The sequence below is a fragment of the Pseudoalteromonas neustonica genome (assembly GCF_001653135.1).
GTDB lineage: Bacteria > Pseudomonadota > Gammaproteobacteria > Enterobacterales > Alteromonadaceae > Pseudoalteromonas > Pseudoalteromonas neustonica.
Genome location: NZ_BDDS01000002.1, coordinates 571,578 through 587,808, shown reverse-complemented (window position 1 = coordinate 587,808; position 16,231 = coordinate 571,578). Strand labels below are relative to the sequence as shown.

Genomic DNA, 16,231 nt, shown 5'->3' with positions numbered 1-16,231 from the left:
TGTAGAATTACTCTTTTTTAAGAAAAACAGCTTGTTTTATGGGTTCCAAATGCATTACCTAATGCTTTAAAAACGCTTAGAGTTAATTACAGGAGCTCGTTTTTTAATTGAATTTGGCTGTTAGAGTAATTCTACAGCCTCGTTAACTGCTTCTTTGTTACCTGTGCAATATATTGTACATTTCAGTTTTGATGACTTAGACTTGTTCAATATTAAGTACAACTCAACAAAGAGGTAATTATGCGTATAGTTTCTTTTACTGAAGCTCGAAATGGTCTTAAATCTGTTCTTGATGGCGTAGTTAATGATGCGGACTGCACAGTTATCACTCGTCGAGATTCTGAAGATGCAGTTGTAATGTCTATGGATTATTATAATAGCTTAATGGAAACGATTTATTTATCTCGTTCTCCAGCTAATGCTGCTCATCTAAACAAATCAATTGCTCAATACAATACCGGTCAAATTACGGAAAGAGGCTTACTTGAATGAGTCGAATGTTAGCTTGGACTGACGATGCTTGGGATGATTACTTGTATTGGCAAGGTCAGGGTAAGAAAACGCTGAAACGCATCAATAAATTAATTACTGATGCGAAGCGTTCTCCCTTCGAAGGTATTGGTAAACCTGAGCCATTGAAAGAAAATTTTGCAGGTTTTTGGTCACGTAGAATTGATGATACCAACCGATTAGTTTATGCCGTTAATGATGCACATTTGACAATAATTTCCTGTCGCTATCATTATTAATTTGAAGCGCAGTTAACAATCGCATCAACACGATTTATTGCACCCGGCAATCTCAGTTTGCCGGGTGTTTCTCGTTTTAAGGCGTCAATATCAAGTATATTTGCATAGTAATAAACGTGTTACGCAGACGTTAGCTGTTTTTACTAGGGTGGTCTTTTGCGATTAGAATCAAATCTTGAAAATGTTATGAGTGAAATTGACTCTTTCGAATGGAATCTATATGCATATATATCCTGATAACTCAATCTGCATGTCGTCACTGATTCTTATAATCGATGATGATGCGGAAGAAGAACGAGATGACGACGATGAGCCAATTTATCCTGTGGCTAAAGGGTATAAAAGCTTTCTTAGTGTGGCTGATCTTCAAAGTATTAAAAGTAATTTACTTGAGCAAAAGCCTGATTATAGTCAGAATGAGCTTTTAAGTGCTGTTATGCATTACTATGAAAACGATGCGTTTATACTAATCAACAGCTAATCGGGTAGCCGGAGGTCTCTAACCTCCAGCCCCCACACTACCCATCATGCGCTTTTTATTAACAGGAAGTGCAATGGGCGGTTCATCTCCCGTAATGAATATTGATCCAAATATCTTTCAATGACACTAAACCTTGTGACGCTAAGTAATCATTGCCTAATGCAATGTTAATTCCTTTTGTTTTTGAGCTTCTACAAGGGCCTTCGCTTCCAAGCGCCTACTTTTGGTACTGGTGATACCACAGGCTATGGCGAGTCGCTCGCTAACACCCAATTTCATTAAACTGCGTACTTTGGTACGGGCTATTCCTTTGGAAAGAGCGCCATTGCCGCCAGTAGCACATTCTTATCCTACGGCGGATCCAATGATCTAAATCTACTGTTAGTTGATAAGTGGACTGCCCATAGTTTGCTAGACACCCAATGAGTTACATTGTGCCAAGTAGAGCGCAGATAAATACAATACTAATCTATCCGATATAATCTCATTCTGCGTGCAGCCAAGTTCATGGATAACTTAATATCGTAGAATCTATAAGCTATTTGTAGAAAACCTGTAGCTGTTTGTTACCATACTTAAATAGCCCAGCATTCGTTGGGCTAATTTAGGCAATAGACATTAGGGAGTCATTATGTGTATAGACCCTTTTTATCAAAAGCCCATAATTTGTTGTTCTCAAACGTCGTTGAATACATCTTCAAAAGCTCCCGAGCCAGAAATTTATCTCAAAGTAAATATTTGCTCGACTGAAACAGCAAAATAAGCCGAAATTCTGAGTGCAATTACCACCGATGGTGTAAAACGCCCGGTTTCTACTGTACTGATGGTTTTTCTAGAAACGCCTATGGCATCTGCTAACTCTTGCTGAGAAATTTTATGCTGCAATCTAAGTTTGTGAAGATGGTTGTCTAAATCTTCATTCATCAAGACCTTCCTCACGTAGTTTCCACAAAATTAACACACCATGCGTGGCTGCTGCCAAGCCAAGTAATACTTGAAGCATATCCGTAAGCCCAAAGGGAGCTATAAATTCTATAAACCACTTGCTGTCGCCACTATAAGCGAGGAAAATTCCGCCTACTACCATAATGTGACAGGTAGCACGCAAGCTGAACGAACTGACATAATCCACATACTCGTCGTTAAATTTCAGCGCCCAGTAACCTAGACTCGATATATTTTTTGCAAATTTCATCGATTTAAGAACTAACACAATACAATAAATAATACTCACAAATACAATTACATCTAATAGCCAATAGATAACTGAGTTTTTTTCACTAATTACTGTTAAAAACACCTGAGCTAAAAGGAAGAGCGCTAGTACAATACTGATTCTCCCGGTAATTGCTAAATATTGTTGTTCCGTTTCTGGTGGTACTGATAGTGATTTTTCCATCTTTGTGTATATCCCTTTTCTGTTGGCGACGAATTAATGTCGTATTGTGTTGACTGCGTTTAAGGTTACACGTGATACCTAAATACACCAAATGTAACCTTTAGGTATCAATGGCACCTAAAGGTTACATAAAGGCAAGCTTTCTTTTATTTTTAGCTAATATTTGACCAATAACGAGAGACGAAATTTGAAAATGAATGAGGAAATAAACAAAAAACAAACCCGAATTTTCTTGTGCGGGGAAGACCGTTTTACAGGGAAGTCTTATGAGCACCGCAGTGGGTGGGTTGAAGAGAAACTACTGAGTCTAGGCAAGGTATTTTGTATTGATGTGTGTGAGTATGCTGTTATGAGCAACCAGCAAAATGTCAGGAACATTTAACAACAGCGCAGCTGGCCCGAAGGGCGAAAGGCAGGACGCCTGAAGTACACGCACCTAGTGTTGTATGTTGATGATAAAAAAGCGAATCGGCTAAATGATAAAGCGATTGTTATTCGTTGGCATAAACTCTGTAAGGGCACTTTGCTTACTCAAAAATACATGCAAGGTGAAAAGCTAAGTAAAACTGAACTTATCTTTTTTAATCAAACAGTAAACCAATACCGTGAACGGCTATCAAGTATTAGCTGGTTTATGCGGCTATTAAATGAAGACATTGCGCGTAAAGCGAATAAAGAAGATAACTGCACAGGCCGATTTTATTCGCTGCCGTCCATGGCGCTCACCCTTCGGGCCGCCTAAGGCGTTCAAAGTTGTTCCTTACAACTTTGTGGGAAGGTCCTTTCTTTAAAATAAAAAGCAGTCATAAGCGCTTCTTAATGAAGCATCATTAGCAGCCTGTATGGCATACGTTGATTTAAACCCTATCAGGGCCAAAATGGCAAACACGCCAGAAGAGTCATCACATACGAGTGTGCAAAAACGATTAGAAAGCGCAACAGAAGGCAGCAACCAAAGCAACTATTAAGATTTTCAGGCATGCCACGTCAAATCATGCCAAAAGGCCTGCCGTTTGAACTTAAATCTTACCTTGAACTGATTGAATTAACAGGGCGTTGTATACGAGAAGGAAAGCGCGGGTATATTGAAAGCACACATTTACCTTTACTAGAAAGAGTCAATATCTCCCCAGAAAACTGGTTAAAACTCACGACACAATTTACGCGCGTATTTCATGGCGCAGTAGGTAGGACGACCTCACAAGAGAGTTACAGTGAACACTTGAGCAGAAAACGGCGTAGCAACGTCAGTAACAGCGAAAAGCTGCTGGCATAAAGTTAAAAGTCCTCAGTAAAAAGTTAAAACTGCAATTATGCAGTTATTTTTATGCGCGTAATTTAGGCTTAAGAGTACTAATAACTTATTTAATGGGGGAAATGAAAGCAGCCCAGTAATAAAAGGTAAATTCATAACCTAAAAAGTAAATTTAGTGGAATAGCTTTGTTGCTTCAATTAGAGTGGCTGTCTAATTTGTTTTGTCCTTGCATAATGAATTCGGGAATCTGCTGCGCGGGCAAAAATCAGCCCAGCAAAATTTGCCGTATATTGCGGCGTCATATTCAAGGAGATACGATGGACATTTGGAGTTTACCTTATACTTTCGAGTATCAAGGTCGAAAAGTGAAATATGGGATTGAAGGAAAAGGAGAGCCTCTTGTTTTAGTTCATGGTACGCCTTGGTCATCTTTCAACCTTAGGCACTTGATTCAGGCACTTTCAAGCGACTACACAGTCTATTACTTTGATTTACTAGGTTATGGTGAATCAGATAAAGGTGATGCGGATGTATCTTTAAAAGTACAAAATCAACTATTAGATTCATTAATAGATCATTGGCAGTTAAAGTTACCTTATATTGTGGGGCATGATTTCGGGGGTACGACAGTACTGAGAAACTACTTGCTGAATCAACGAAAGTACAAAAAGATAGTCGTAATTGATCCAGTTGCATTATCTCCTTGGGGCTCTCCATTTTTTAAACATATTGAAAAGCATGAAGCAGCCTTTGCAGGAGTACCTGATTTCATTCATTCAGCAATCGTTCAAGCATACATAAAAACAGCGTCATATCAGCCATTATCTCAGGAAGCAATTGACGGTATTCTCCGCCCTTGGTCTGGAGATGAAGGTAAGAAAGCTTTTTATAGGCAAATAGCTCAAGCAAATTCAATGTATACGGATGAATTTCAAGATAAGTTATCTAGCTTTGATGTACCTACATTAATTCTGTGGGGTGAAGAGGACCAATGGATCCCTGTTGAACAAGCTCACGTGCTTCATAGTAAAATTAAAGACTCTAAGTTAGTTATAGTTCCTGAGTCTGGACATTTGGTCATCGAAGAAAAACCAGAAGCATTGGTTAAAGAGATACGAGAGTTCTTCGAAAGTTGAATATAACAAGCATGATTCGAATAATAGGGCTGGGCTTAAACCACATGCACATTCGTATAAGTCACACAGGCCAAAGTGGTGGAAAATTCGCATCACCTCTTAGTCCATGATGATAATTATTGTGCTTATCTTAACCATAGTAAAACAGTTCACACAGTTACAGAAAATTATTAACCATGATAAATTTCAAAGGTTTAATTCAAGCTATTTCTGTGTTAGATAAGACATGATTCATAGGAGTTAAAATGACAATAAGTATGCAGATGATTAGCCTGATAAGGGCATTAGTAATATTGACTGTGCTGGTCATTCTGGGGGGCTGTGATTGGTTTGATGATAAAGTTGAGATAATCTCGGCTGAAGCGGCGTATTTATTGCCAGATCGTCACGCTGAGAATGTTAAGTTACAACAACAATCGGCCAGTCAGTTGTCTAATGCTGAACTTTATCAACGTGCGCTTAGCTTGTGGCCAATCGCTTATCGTGAGTTGAGTGTACCGACTTCTCTCGGTCAAGCTCGGGTTATTGTAGCAGGTCCCGCTGATGCTGAGCCGTTGGTTCTGTTGCACGGTATGCACGCCAATTCAGCCATGTGGTACCCTAATATTGCCGCGCTGGCAGAACACTATCGCGTTTATGCAATTGATGATCTGCTCGGCTCTGGCGGGTCACGTGCAAGTGCAGATATTAGCGATATGGAGCAGGTGGTAAGTTGGTATCAAGAGTTATTTGACCGTTTGCAGTTGAGTTCTTTGCATCTGGTAGGTGCATCTCGTGGTGGTTGGCAAGCGGTCGCCATTACTCTAGCTGAATCTACCCGGGAAAAGTCGCGTATTCAGCGCTTGGTGCTACTAAGTCCTGCGCAAACCTTTGGTTGGATAGAATTAAGTGGCGACTTGCTGGCGAGCATTTTTTTTACTATCAATCCTGATCGCAATGAAGTGCAAGAGAGCTTACAAAGTGTGTCAAGCCGGCCACATATGATTAACCCAATTTATTTAGATCAATATGTAGCAGCACTTGAGGATGATCCTGTTCCGGGTTTGATAACCGAACTACGACCATTTTCGGATCAGCAGTTGCAACAGATTACTTTACCGACATTAGTTTTAATCGGTGATAATGATATGATGAACAACAATGATAGCCTTGAGCGGGCCAAGAAAATACTGGTGCAGGGACACACCAAGCAAATAAAAAATGCGGGGCACTTTTTAACGGTTGATCAGGCTGAACAAGTAAATCGCGCTATGTTGAAGTTTTTATCGCGTTAAGTATATACCCCGCAATCTCAAGATGAGAGCGTCGTTGGAATTAAAATCAATAACGCTTAATCCTGTATCTTGAGGTGGTTTAGTCAAAATATTTTAAACTAGTGTATTAAAATGGAAGGCTCACTTATTGTTTATTGTGATAGACACTTTGTGAGGGCTCGTTCTCGCTCTGATTGGTATAATTCATGATTTAGCTAAAGCCAGATATTTGAACCTAATACACGGCTTACACGTTAAGTAAGCCGTGTATTATTGTTATAGTTTTTCAGTAAGCGCTGTAAGTGTTAATCGCTTTGTAATATCTGTATTCATAGACTGCTGCGCAATTATCACTAAGTGATCGACCCTTGCACTTACTTCATTGCATACATTAAGTAAATCATCTATCAAACAGCCAATCGCTCTTACTTCAATAAGCTGCATTTGCTTACGTTGATAGTCGGTTAATGCCGTCAAATTTGTTGCGGCACCAAAATCGCCAAAAAGCACGTTATGGTCTGCGTTTACCATAATATTATGCGCGTATACATCGCCATGACTTATGTTGTTAGCATGTAAATGGGCAAGTGTATGGATCATCTGCTGTGCAATTAAGGTAATTTCATTTGCACTAAAGTCAGTGTTTTTGGTAAAAGTATCGCGGGTGCAGGTTTCAAGTGATGGTGGTAAACCAAGATTTTGATAATCTTTACTGATCAACTCCATAACCAAGCCAAGTTGCAGAGGGTTATTGATATAAGCAAGTACGTTTATAAGATTATTGTGCTCGCCGGCTTGCAAACAGCAACTAACTTCGTCAAGCGGGTAGCCATCACTCGTGATCGCGCCTTTAAATAGCTTTAACGCGACATCATTGTTTTGCCATTTAGCTAAATGAATTATGCCTGATGCGCCTTCACCAATTTGTTCAACTAAAGAAAACGCTTCAAGCTGAGCTTCAGTGAGTGATACTTGCTGTAAACTTTGGGCTTTATTAAAGTCGTTACCTGCAAATGCAAGCCATGTGAGTTTTGGTAATTCAAATAACCAGTCATCAATATGGGTTAAGTTATTGGCTGATAAGCGCACCAGCTCAAGGCTTTTGCAGTGTTGCATACTGCATGGCAAGGTTGTTAGTCGATTACCTGCCAGAGCCAGTTTACGAAGCTGCGTAAGTTCGCCAAAAGACTCAGGTAACTGTTCAATATGGTTGTCAGTTAATATTAACCACTGGGTTGAGGTTGGCAAACTATGCTCTGCAAATTCAGTTATTTGATTGCCTTTAAACGCAATCATAATAAGCGAAGGGCATTTAGATAATACTGCCGGAATATGTTTAAACTGATTAAATGATAAAAACACGCGTTTTAGTTTTACGAGGCTAGCAAATTCATCAGGTAAGTCAGCTAAGTTATTGTTTGATAAATCGAGTACTTCGAGGGTATCGGCAAGGGTGAAAATTTCGTCTGGAAATGTGGTTAACTCTTCAACTAGTTGTAGACGTGTTGCACCAGCTAATTTACCAGCGCGAAGATCTTCTAGGGTATTCAAAATGCACATCCATTTGTAATTAAAAAATAAAAAGGCCAATTTAGTTGGCCTTAGTAATCATTTTATTCAATAAAATTAAAACTGTGCGTTGTGATATACGTTTTGTACGTCGTCACAATCTTCTAGCATAGCTAAAAAGCGCTCCATTACTTCAACATCTTCACCTTCAATCGGCGCTTCAATTTGTGGAACAAAAGAGATTAAATCTTCGTCAAACTCAGTAATACCCATTTCTTCTAGGGCAGTGCGGGTATTATTGTATTCTGTGTGCGGTGCAAAAACAGTCACTTTACCTGCTTCAACTTCTACGTCAGTAACATCAACGTCTGCCATCATTAACGCTTCAAGCACGGCTTCGTCGTCATCACCGTCAAATACAAAAATTGCAAGGTGATCAAATAAATGAGAAACCGAGTTTTGTGCGCCAATTTTAGCATTGGCTTTAGTAAAGCATACACGTACGTCAGCAAAAGTACGTTTGTTGTTATCGGTTAAGCAATCAACAATAATCATACAGTTACCCGGGCCATAGCCTTCGTAACGTGTTGCTGAGTAATCTTCACCGCCGCCGCCTTTGGCTTTATCGATTGCGCGGTCAATAACGTGCGCAGGTACTTGATCTTTTTTAGCGCGTTCAATTAAACGACGTAGTGATAAGTTGCCATCAGGATCAGTACCGCCATTTTTAGCACAAATATAAATTTCTTTACCGTACTTTGAGTAAACTTTAGTTTTAGCACCCGCAGTTTTAGCCATTGAATCTTTTTTGTTTTGGTAAGCTCTTCCCATCTGCGTTTCGCCTTAAATATGTTTTTGAAAGTATAAATTTTGTTGTGCGGTATTCTATACCCTAGTCGCTTGGAAATACAGAAATCAGTGGCAATTAAAATAGCTTGAGGTGGGGAAGTTGTTTGATTAAGGGACTAAAAAAATATAACCCGCGGTTGCGGGTTATATTATAAAGATCTTTTAATTACCAAATGCGGACACGTTGGTCTTCAGGTAAATACAAAGCGTCACCTGGTTGTACATTAAATGCTTTGTACCATGCGTCGTGGTTACGCGGTGCTTGGGCTCTAAAGCGACCTGGTGCATGTGTGCCACCACGTAGTTGGTTTAACATACTTTGTTCGGTGCGTTTTTCTTTCCATACTTGTGCCCATGCAAGAAAGAAGCGTTGATCACCTGTTAGACCATCAATAATAGGCGCTTCTTTGCCGTTTAGGCTAAGTTTGTAGGCGTGATATGCCATGGCTAAACCGCCCACATCACCAATGTTTTCACCTAAGCTATTTCGCCCGTTTACAAAGTTTCCAGGAATAGGTTCGTATTGACTGTATTGTGCGGCAAGTTGGTCTGCTTTAGCGTCAAAAGCGGCGCGATCAGCGTCTGTCCACCAGTTACGTTGCACACCATTTTCATCAGATTTTGAACCTTGGTCATCAAAGCCATGGCCCATTTCATGGCCGATAACGGCACCAATACCGCCGTAGTTTACCGCGGCGTCTGCATTTGGATCGAAAAATGGTGGTTGTAAAATGGCTGCTGGGAATACAATTTCATTAAATGAACTGTTGTAATAAGCATTAACACGTTGTGGTGTCATGCCCCAACGGTTGCGGTCTGTTTTCTTAAGTTCTTTTGCAACACTTTCGGCTTGAAAAAACTCACGCATGTTTTTAATGTTGCCAATCAAATCGTTATCGCTAATGCTTAAGCCGTCAAACGATTGCCATACGTCAGGGTAACCAATTTTTGGTACGAAGGCGGCTAATTTTGCACGTGCATTAACTTTGGTTTGTGCACCCATCCAGTCTAGGTTATCAATGCGCTCACCCAATGCCGTGCGTAAATTTTCAACAAGCTCTGACATTTGTTGCTTTGAAGATTCAGGGAAATAACGTGCTACATAGACTTTACCAATAGCAAATCCAAGCGAGTTAGTGCTCGACATTTGGCTGATAGCACGCTTCCAACGTGGGCGAGGCTCTTGTTGTCCGCTTAGTTCTTTACCGTAAAATGCAAAGTTAGTATTAAAAATATCTTCAGAGAGTAAATCAGCATTACCGCTTAGGGCATGATACGTTAAATAATCTTTCCATACTGCTAGGTCTTCTTGATTGATCAAGTCAATCATGGCTTTAATTGGCTCTGGTTGAGATACATTTAACTGCGGTACTTTATACCCAGTTTGTGCAAAATATAAATCCCAGTTAAAACCAGGGTACGCTTTAGTAAGTTCAGCGCGGTCGATTTGGTTTAATGTAATATCGCGGTTACGACGTTTCTCGCGAGGCCAGTGACCTTGTGCAATTTTAGTTTCAAGCGCAAGAATTGCTTGAGCACGAGAGGTTGCGTTGTCTACGTCAGCAAATTTCAACATGTCAGCAATGTGTGCGACATACGCTGCGCGCGTTTTAACAAAGCGCTCTGAATCTTCAAGGTAGAACGAACGATCCGGTAGGCCTAAACCGCCAGCACCTAAAGACATTTCATATTTGTTAGGATCTAAACGGTTAAACCACATACCGCCACCTAACGGAGCTTTTACGCCAGTAAGCCACGATTTACCAAATAGCTCAGTCAGGTCATTCGTTGATGATACAGCGTTGATCTCTGTTAATAGTGGTTTTATCGGTGTTACGCCGAGTTTGTTCAGAGTGTCTGTATCCATATATGCATTGTAGAAATCAGCAACTAATTTCTCTTCAGCATTTAAATCTTTGCGTGCTGCGATTTCTTCGATGATTGTTTTAACGCGTTCTTCACTGCGATCAGCAAGTGCAGAGAATGCACCATAACGAGTTTTATCAGCAGGCATGCTGTAGTTGTCGTACCATGTACCGCTGGCGTACATAAAAAAATCATCACCAGGTTTAATTGCTTCATTACGCGCTGATAAATCAACACCAAAGCTACCTAGCTCTGCTTTTGTTGTAGCAGCAACTATTTGTTGCTCTTGTTTTGTTGTCTCAGGCGTTGAGCAGCCTGTAATAAAGGTGGCAGCTAATGCCGCTGCTATTAGGTTCTTCTTCATTGTGTTGTTCCCCTGAACGTTAACTTTATTAATACGTAAATTTGTTTCTATTTTGATTGTTAAGGAATACTAACAACCAGACAATTTTTTTGAGGCGAATCACCTCTGCGCACGATAAAATAACCAGCCTTTTATGCATTGTCTGATTGTTTTTGCTGTAATTCCCACATGCGGGCATATTCACCTTGCAGGGCGAGTAAGTCATCATGCTTGCCTTGCTCGATGACTTGGCCTGCTTTGAGCACGATTATGGTGTCAGCATCCGTGATAGTGGATAGTCTATGAGCAATGACAATACTTGTATGTTCACTGGCTACTTCACGCATTGCACTGAGTATGGCTTGCTCTGAGTGTGAATCTAAAGCAGATGTTGCCTCGTCAAAAATTAAAATAGGGGATTTTTTTAAAATAGCCCGTGCGATTGCGATACGCTGCTTTTCACCGCCTGATACCTTTAATCCACGTTCACCTACAAGCGTTTGGTCACCTTTATCTAGGCTGTTAATAAACGCCCTTAAATGGGCCATATCAATTGCTTTGTTTATTTCATCAGCGCTGGCATCTGGGCGACCGTATGCAATGTTTTCTAAAATAGTGGTGTTAAATAACACGGTATCTTGGGGCACAATAGCAATGGCTTGTCTTAGGCTTGCCAGTGTTACCTTATGGATGGGCTGTTCATCAATATAGATTGCGCCGCTGTTGAGTTCATAAAAACGATAGAGCAGGCGAGCAAGGGTACTTTTACCTGCGCCACTGGCACCGACAACGGCGACTTTACTTCCTGCTGGCACGTTAAAACTCAACTCATTCAAAATTGGCCGATCGCTGTCATAATGAAACTTAACATTTTCAAAGCGAATAGCGCCTTGTGTTAATGTTAAAGGTTCTGCTCCAGGACCATCATTAATGCTTGGTTTACGTGTTAATAGCCCTAGCATGTTTTCAAGATCAGTGAGGGCGCGGCGTATTTCTCTGTACACAAACCCTAAAAAGTTCAGAGGTAAAAATAGTTGGATCATGTAGGCGTTGATCATCACTAATTCACCAATTGTTAGTGTGCCAGTGACGACCTCTAACGCGCCTAGCCACATGAGTACCGTGATAGCTGCGGCGATGATCAAGGCTTGGCCAGAATTAAGCGCAAGTAACGATAAGCGATTTTTTAATCGTGCTTGTTCCCAACGTGCTAAAAAAGTGTCGTATGTTGAGGCTTCATATTCTTCGTTATTAAAATATTTTACCGTTTCGTAATTTAGTAAGCTGTCTATGGCACGGGTATTGCTGTTGTTATCTGCTTGATTAGCTTCACGAATAAAGCGGTTTCGCCATTGTGTAACGACCACTGTAAAAGTGATGTAAAGTGCAACTGCGAGTAAGGTGACTAACGCAAACCAAGGCGAAAATAAAGTAGCAAAAATAACCGCGACTATCAGAATTTCAAATAGCGTAGGTATAATATTAAACATTAAAAATCGCATTAAGAAACTCAACCCGCTGGTACCGCGTTCAATGTCACGGCTTATACCGCCAGTTTGTCTATCAAGATGAAATGCCAGCTCTAATGAGTGCAGGTGCTTAAATACTTTTAAACCAATATGACGCATGGCATGCTCAGTGACGCGGCCAAACAAGGCATCGCGTACTTCACCAAAAAATACGCTTGCAAAGCGCAGCCCACCGTACAGTAATAGTAATGCGACTGGCACTAGAATAATGTCTTGTAGGTTAGCATCTACGCTGTCGATTATTTCTTTCAGCGCCCATGGCATAAGTAAAGTTGCACCTTTTGCGGCAATCAAAGCTAATGCAGCAAGTGTTACACGGCCTTTAAATACCACAAGGTATGGCCACAATGTAAGAATGCTTTGTTTTAGGTTCATTGCATCTGGATGTTTACTCGTTTGCGTACGTTTGCCCATACCGCGCATGATTTTCCCTTGAAAGTTAAATAGAGCTATTGAATTTTACTAATAGACACCCAATAATAGTGGGGTAACTTACTTTAGATTAAAAAATGACTCAACTTCGCTTATTTATCACTGCTTTAATTTTATTTGCTGCGCTATTTAGTGTGCAGGCAAATGCTGTTGACGGTAATAACGATGTTGTGCAAAAGAATAATGTTAACGTGCTGTCTGTGTTAGATAATACACCAGATAGTATTATAAACTCCTACCTATCTGTTTCAAAATCTGCATTTGTAAAAAATAGCGTTAAAAAACAGCCTGAAGATTTAGGTTTTAAAGCTTTACAGCCTCGTTTAACGGCAAATAACTCATCTTTGTTTTTATATCAACGTCAAGTTGAACCAAACTATGAAACTATATTTGAATTTTTTGCCCCAAGTCTTGCGCGTGAGCTTTATTTACGCCCCCTTGAGCCACCCATTATATCTCCTTGGTTTATTGTTTATGAAGGCAAAAAGTCACGTATAAGCGGCTGGAAAGACGCTAATTTACAATATAGTGCAACGCGTACCTACCATATTTAATTTTTCTTTATAATTTTTCGGTTTGAACAACAAATAAATTAATGCGCCTGCATGGCGTGAAATCGGTGCGCGCGCCGGTTTAAAGGACGAATTATGTTAAAAAAATCATTAAAGAAACCGCTATTACAGCGTTTTAAAATTAGCTATGTAGCAATGTTCATTGCACTACTATTATTAGCTGTTAGTGCGTTACCAAATTTATACCCCTCTAAGTCATGGCTTAATATCTCTATTGAGAGTCAGTCGCAGTTAATTAAGAATATACCTTCACAAAAAACAGTCATCGACTTTTTAAATCAGCATAACTTTATGGTTGATCAATCCACCTTGGGGTCAAAATCGGATTCATCCTCTATTAATGTGTTGCTGCAAGTACCTACCAAAAGTGCGGCAGCGCAGCGGGCATTGAAAAGTGAATATCCTTATTTTGATGTAAAAATAGTAACTCATCAAACAAGCCCTGCTTGGTTACAACAGCTTGGTTTAGAACCGATAAAGTTAGGCCTAGATTTAAACGGAGGTGTATTGTTTGTTTTGGATGTGGATTTAGTAAAAGCGCAACAAGAGCAGCTAGATAGCGCTTACGAGCAAACAAAAAGCATTATTCGTGATGAAAAAGCACGGGGTGTTCGAGTGCAAAAAAACGAACAAGGTTTTGAGCTACATGCTTTACGCAGTGCAAAAGAGAGCTTGATTGGCGTACAAGCGCAAGTACTAAAACGTTTTCAGCGCTTAGTTGCAACTAAGCAAACACAAGGAAGTATGACCACAGTGGCGTTTAGTTTTAGTGAACAAGGAAGTAGCACTTTTAATAAAGAGGTTATGAGTCAAACATTAACAACGCTTAGAGGGCGCATTGAGGAGCTTGGTATCACCGAAGCACTCACACAGCGCCAAGGCAAGCAACGCATTAGGATTGAATTACCTGGTGTGCAAGATCCTGCAGAAGCTAAGCGAATTATTGGCGCTACGGCATCTCTTGATTTTTATCAGCTAAAAGAGATCGGCGGTAAAACCTTTAACCTACAAAATGGCGGGACGATTAATTTAGATCCCATTGTTATTTTTTCAGGCCAGCATATTAATAATGCTCACTCTGGGCGAGATGAGTGGGGAAAACCTTTGGTGCAATTGAGCTTAGATAACCAAGGTGGGGAGGCGATGTCAGCGTTTTCAAAACGCAATATCGGTAAGCCAATGGCCACTGTGTATTCTGAATATTATAAAAATGCGCAGGGTGAGGTGGTCAAAAAAAGCGAAGTGATAAATGTGGCAAATATTGCTCAGCATTTAAGTCGTCAATTCAGTATTACTAATATGCAAAGCCCACAAGCAGCGCAAGACTTAGCATTGTTACTACGTGCAGGTTCATTAACTGCGCCTGTCACAATTGTGCAAGAACAAACGATTGGGCCAAGTCTTGGCGCTGAAAACATCACGAATGGTTTAGCTGCGCTGATGCTGGGAATGGGGATCACACTTGCTTTTATGGCTATTTGGTATCGTGGCTTAGGGCTGGTGGCTAATGTCGCACTGGTGCTTAATTTAACAGCTTTGGTTGGCTTAATGTCACTGTTACCAGGGGTTGTGTTGACCTTGCCTGGGATCGCGGGTTTAGTACTGACCATTGGTATGGCTGTAGATACGAATGTGATTATTTTTGAACGTATTAAAGAAGAGCGTCGTAAAGGGCGTGCACCATATCAAGCGATAGAGCAGGGTTATCAGCAAGCATTTACAACTATTTTTGATGCCAATATTACGACCATGATCACTGCAATTATTTTATTTAGCATTGGTTACGGGCCGATTAAAGGCTTTGCGATCACGCTTGCGCTTGGTCTGATCACGAGTGTATTTACAGGTGTTTATGTTTCAAAGGCGTTAAGCCAAGCTGTGTATCTTAAATTAACGAGCAAAACAGGAGCACAGGCATGAAAAAAACTTACTCTAAAATAAAAACGGGCACCACCTTACGCTTATCGGGTTTAGTATTTAGCATTTTACTTATTATTTTTTCAGTGACGGGTATTGCGACAAAAGGGCTCAATTTTGGTCTTGATTTTACAGGTGGTTATTTAACTGAATTTACGACATCAATAGCGATGAGTGAAGCTCAAATGGCGCAGAAGCTAAGCCATTACCACCCCGATGAGTTTACTTTAAGTGCGCAATCTAACCAACATTTTCAATTAAGAGAATCAGCGCAGGCAAGCAATACGCCATGGCTACAATCATTAACGCAAGACGATACGTTAGGTGTTCAGGTTGTGTCATCGTCTTATTTAGGCTCGCAAGTTGGTGACGAGTTATTTGATGAAGGTCTTTTAGCGTTGTTCTGTGCAATGGTTGCGGTCATGATTTATTTGGCACTGCGGTTTGAGTGGCGTTTAGCATTGGGCGCGGTGGTTGCCTTAATGCATGATGTAATTGTCGTAGCGGGTATTTTTGCATGGCTGCAACTTGATTTTAATTTAACGGTATTAGCAAGCTTGTTAGCCATTATTGGTTATTCATTAAATGATTCAATTATTGTGGCTGATAGGGTGCGTGAATTGTTACGCTTAGATACAAAAATGCAAAAAACCAGTGTTAATACTGTTATTAACGAGTCAATTAAAAGCACCTTAACGCGTACTTTGATCACCTCAGGAACGACACTGGCGACAGTTGCAAGCGTATGGCTATTAGCGGGATCGCCATTAGAAGGTTTTGCAATTGCACTATTTACAGGGATATTAGTAGGGACGTTATCCTCTATTTGTATTGCGGTGACATTGCCGCAACTACTAGGTTTAACACATGAAAATTATCAAACTAAATTGGATGAAAAAAGCCAAACTTTGCTAGATATGCCTTAAAATAAATAAAAACC

The 16,231-nt window shown here is 40.3% G+C and carries 14 protein-coding genes and 2 pseudogenes; 9 read left to right on the top strand and 7 right to left on the bottom strand.

Annotated features, from left to right (window positions below):
* Window positions 1-240 precede the first annotated feature (240 nt).
* The 3 genes from A7967_RS05885 (at window position 241) to A7967_RS05875 (ending at window position 1,230) form a co-directional block, all read left to right on the top strand.
* Complete coding sequence (locus A7967_RS05885; RefSeq protein ID WP_054203493.1) at window positions 241-492, top strand: type II toxin-antitoxin system Phd/YefM family antitoxin; 252 nt, start codon at window positions 241-243, stop codon at window positions 490-492.
* Window positions 489-749 carry a Txe/YoeB family addiction module toxin gene (locus tag A7967_RS05880; protein WP_054203494.1) on the top strand — a complete coding sequence of 87 codons (261 nt, stop codon included), beginning with the start codon at window positions 489-491 and terminating at the stop codon, window positions 747-749. Before A7967_RS05885 ends, A7967_RS05880 begins: the two co-directional genes overlap by 4 nt.
* A 220-nt stretch (window positions 750-969) precedes the next feature.
* Complete coding sequence (locus tag A7967_RS05875; RefSeq protein ID WP_244507092.1) at window positions 970-1,230, top strand: DUF7716 domain-containing protein; 261 nt, start codon at window positions 970-972, stop codon at window positions 1,228-1,230.
* Window positions 1,231-1,312: 82 nt separating this feature from the next.
* On the opposite strand, the pseudogene A7967_RS23290 reads toward A7967_RS05875, so the two are convergent.
* The 3 genes and pseudogenes from A7967_RS23290 to A7967_RS05865 all read right to left on the bottom strand — a co-directional run.
* Window positions 1,313-1,627: pseudogene (locus A7967_RS23290) on the bottom strand (group II intron maturase-specific domain-containing protein); the annotation flags it as partial.
* A gap of 323 nt (window positions 1,628-1,950) precedes the next feature.
* A complete protein-coding gene (locus tag A7967_RS05870; RefSeq protein WP_054203496.1) occupies window positions 1,951-2,154 on the bottom strand; it encodes a helix-turn-helix transcriptional regulator in 204 nt (67 codons plus the stop codon).
* Window positions 2,147-2,629: a hypothetical protein gene (locus A7967_RS05865; RefSeq protein ID WP_064435496.1), complete on the bottom strand. Its 483-nt coding sequence runs from the start codon at window positions 2,627-2,629 to the stop codon at window positions 2,147-2,149. Before A7967_RS05865 ends, A7967_RS05870 begins: the two co-directional genes overlap by 8 nt.
* Window positions 2,630-2,822: 193 nt before the next feature.
* Here A7967_RS05865 and A7967_RS22230 point away from each other — a divergent pair.
* The 3 genes and pseudogenes from A7967_RS22230 to A7967_RS05845 all read left to right on the top strand — a co-directional run bounded on the left by A7967_RS22230 (window position 2,823) and on the right by A7967_RS05845 (window position 6,295).
* Window positions 2,823-3,905 (top strand): annotated as a pseudogene (locus tag A7967_RS22230) (transposase).
* 297 nt (window positions 3,906-4,202) lie between these two features.
* A complete protein-coding gene (locus A7967_RS05850; protein ID WP_054203500.1) occupies window positions 4,203-5,021 on the top strand; it encodes an alpha/beta fold hydrolase in 819 nt (272 codons plus the stop codon).
* Window positions 5,022-5,266: 245 nt separating this feature from the next.
* Window positions 5,267-6,295, top strand: coding sequence for an alpha/beta fold hydrolase (locus A7967_RS05845; protein WP_082916315.1), 1,029 nt, complete (start codon window positions 5,267-5,269; stop codon window positions 6,293-6,295).
* A 255-nt stretch (window positions 6,296-6,550) separates the two neighbouring features.
* Here the strand turns inward: A7967_RS05845 and A7967_RS05840 are convergent, their stop codons facing one another.
* The 4 genes from A7967_RS05840 to A7967_RS05825 form a co-directional block, all read right to left on the bottom strand.
* Window positions 6,551-7,825 carry a leucine-rich repeat-containing protein kinase family protein gene (locus A7967_RS05840; RefSeq protein WP_064435493.1) on the bottom strand — a complete coding sequence of 425 codons (1,275 nt, stop codon included), beginning with the start codon at window positions 7,823-7,825 and terminating at the stop codon, window positions 6,551-6,553.
* Between the two features lie 75 nt (window positions 7,826-7,900).
* A complete protein-coding gene (locus A7967_RS05835; RefSeq protein ID WP_054203503.1) occupies window positions 7,901-8,614 on the bottom strand; it encodes a YebC/PmpR family DNA-binding transcriptional regulator in 714 nt (237 codons plus the stop codon).
* A gap of 184 nt (window positions 8,615-8,798) precedes the next feature.
* A complete protein-coding gene (locus tag A7967_RS05830) occupies window positions 8,799-10,862 on the bottom strand; it encodes a M13 family metallopeptidase (protein ID WP_064435492.1) in 2,064 nt (687 codons plus the stop codon).
* Between the two features lie 131 nt (window positions 10,863-10,993).
* Complete coding sequence (locus A7967_RS05825) at window positions 10,994-12,745, bottom strand: ABCB family ABC transporter ATP-binding protein/permease (RefSeq protein WP_064435501.1); 1,752 nt, start codon at window positions 12,743-12,745, stop codon at window positions 10,994-10,996.
* 134 nt (window positions 12,746-12,879) lie between these two features.
* Here A7967_RS05825 and A7967_RS05820 point away from each other — a divergent pair, with 134 nt between their 5' ends.
* From A7967_RS05820 to secF, 3 genes are all read left to right on the top strand, one after another.
* The gene (locus A7967_RS05820) at window positions 12,880-13,356 is read left to right on the top strand and encodes a hypothetical protein (protein WP_054203505.1); all 477 of its coding nucleotides are present in this window, start codon (window positions 12,880-12,882) and stop codon (window positions 13,354-13,356) included.
* A 90-nt stretch (window positions 13,357-13,446) separates the two neighbouring features.
* Window positions 13,447-15,294 (top strand): protein translocase subunit SecD, encoded by a 1,848-nt coding sequence (gene secD, locus A7967_RS05815; RefSeq protein ID WP_064435491.1) that lies wholly within the window; start codon window positions 13,447-13,449, stop codon window positions 15,292-15,294.
* Window positions 15,291-16,217: a protein translocase subunit SecF gene (secF, locus tag A7967_RS05810; RefSeq protein WP_064435490.1), complete on the top strand. Its 927-nt coding sequence runs from the start codon at window positions 15,291-15,293 to the stop codon at window positions 16,215-16,217. Before secD ends, secF begins: the two co-directional genes overlap by 4 nt.
* The last annotated feature ends 14 nt before the right edge of the window (window positions 16,218-16,231 follow it).

What these genes read in the sequence shown, in the direction of transcription:
- A7967_RS05845 (WP_082916315.1), top strand. Translation starts at nt 5,267, where the DNA reads ATGACAATAAGTATGCAGATGATTAGCCTGATAAGGGCATTAGTAATA.
- A7967_RS05885 (WP_054203493.1), top strand. Translation starts at nt 241, where the DNA reads ATGCGTATAGTTTCTTTTACTGAAGCTCGAAATGGTCTTAAATCTGTT.
- A7967_RS05830 (WP_064435492.1), bottom strand. Translation starts at nt 10,862, where the DNA reads ATGAAGAAGAACCTAATAGCAGCGGCATTAGCTGCCACCTTTATTACA.
- A7967_RS05875 (WP_244507092.1), top strand. Translation starts at nt 970, where the DNA reads ATGCATATATATCCTGATAACTCAATCTGCATGTCGTCACTGATTCTT.
- A7967_RS05880 (WP_054203494.1), top strand. Translation starts at nt 489, where the DNA reads ATGAGTCGAATGTTAGCTTGGACTGACGATGCTTGGGATGATTACTTG.
- A7967_RS05835 (WP_054203503.1), bottom strand. Translation starts at nt 8,614, where the DNA reads ATGGGAAGAGCTTACCAAAACAAAAAAGATTCAATGGCTAAAACTGCG.
- A7967_RS05850 (WP_054203500.1), top strand. Translation starts at nt 4,203, where the DNA reads ATGGACATTTGGAGTTTACCTTATACTTTCGAGTATCAAGGTCGAAAA.
- A7967_RS05825 (WP_064435501.1), bottom strand. Translation starts at nt 12,745, where the DNA reads ATGAACCTAAAACAAAGCATTCTTACATTGTGGCCATACCTTGTGGTA.
- A7967_RS05870 (WP_054203496.1), bottom strand. Translation starts at nt 2,154, where the DNA reads ATGAATGAAGATTTAGACAACCATCTTCACAAACTTAGATTGCAGCAT.
- secF (WP_064435490.1), top strand. Translation starts at nt 15,291, where the DNA reads ATGAAAAAAACTTACTCTAAAATAAAAACGGGCACCACCTTACGCTTA.
- A7967_RS05865 (WP_064435496.1), bottom strand. Translation starts at nt 2,629, where the DNA reads ATGGAAAAATCACTATCAGTACCACCAGAAACGGAACAACAATATTTA.
- A7967_RS05820 (WP_054203505.1), top strand. Translation starts at nt 12,880, where the DNA reads ATGACTCAACTTCGCTTATTTATCACTGCTTTAATTTTATTTGCTGCG.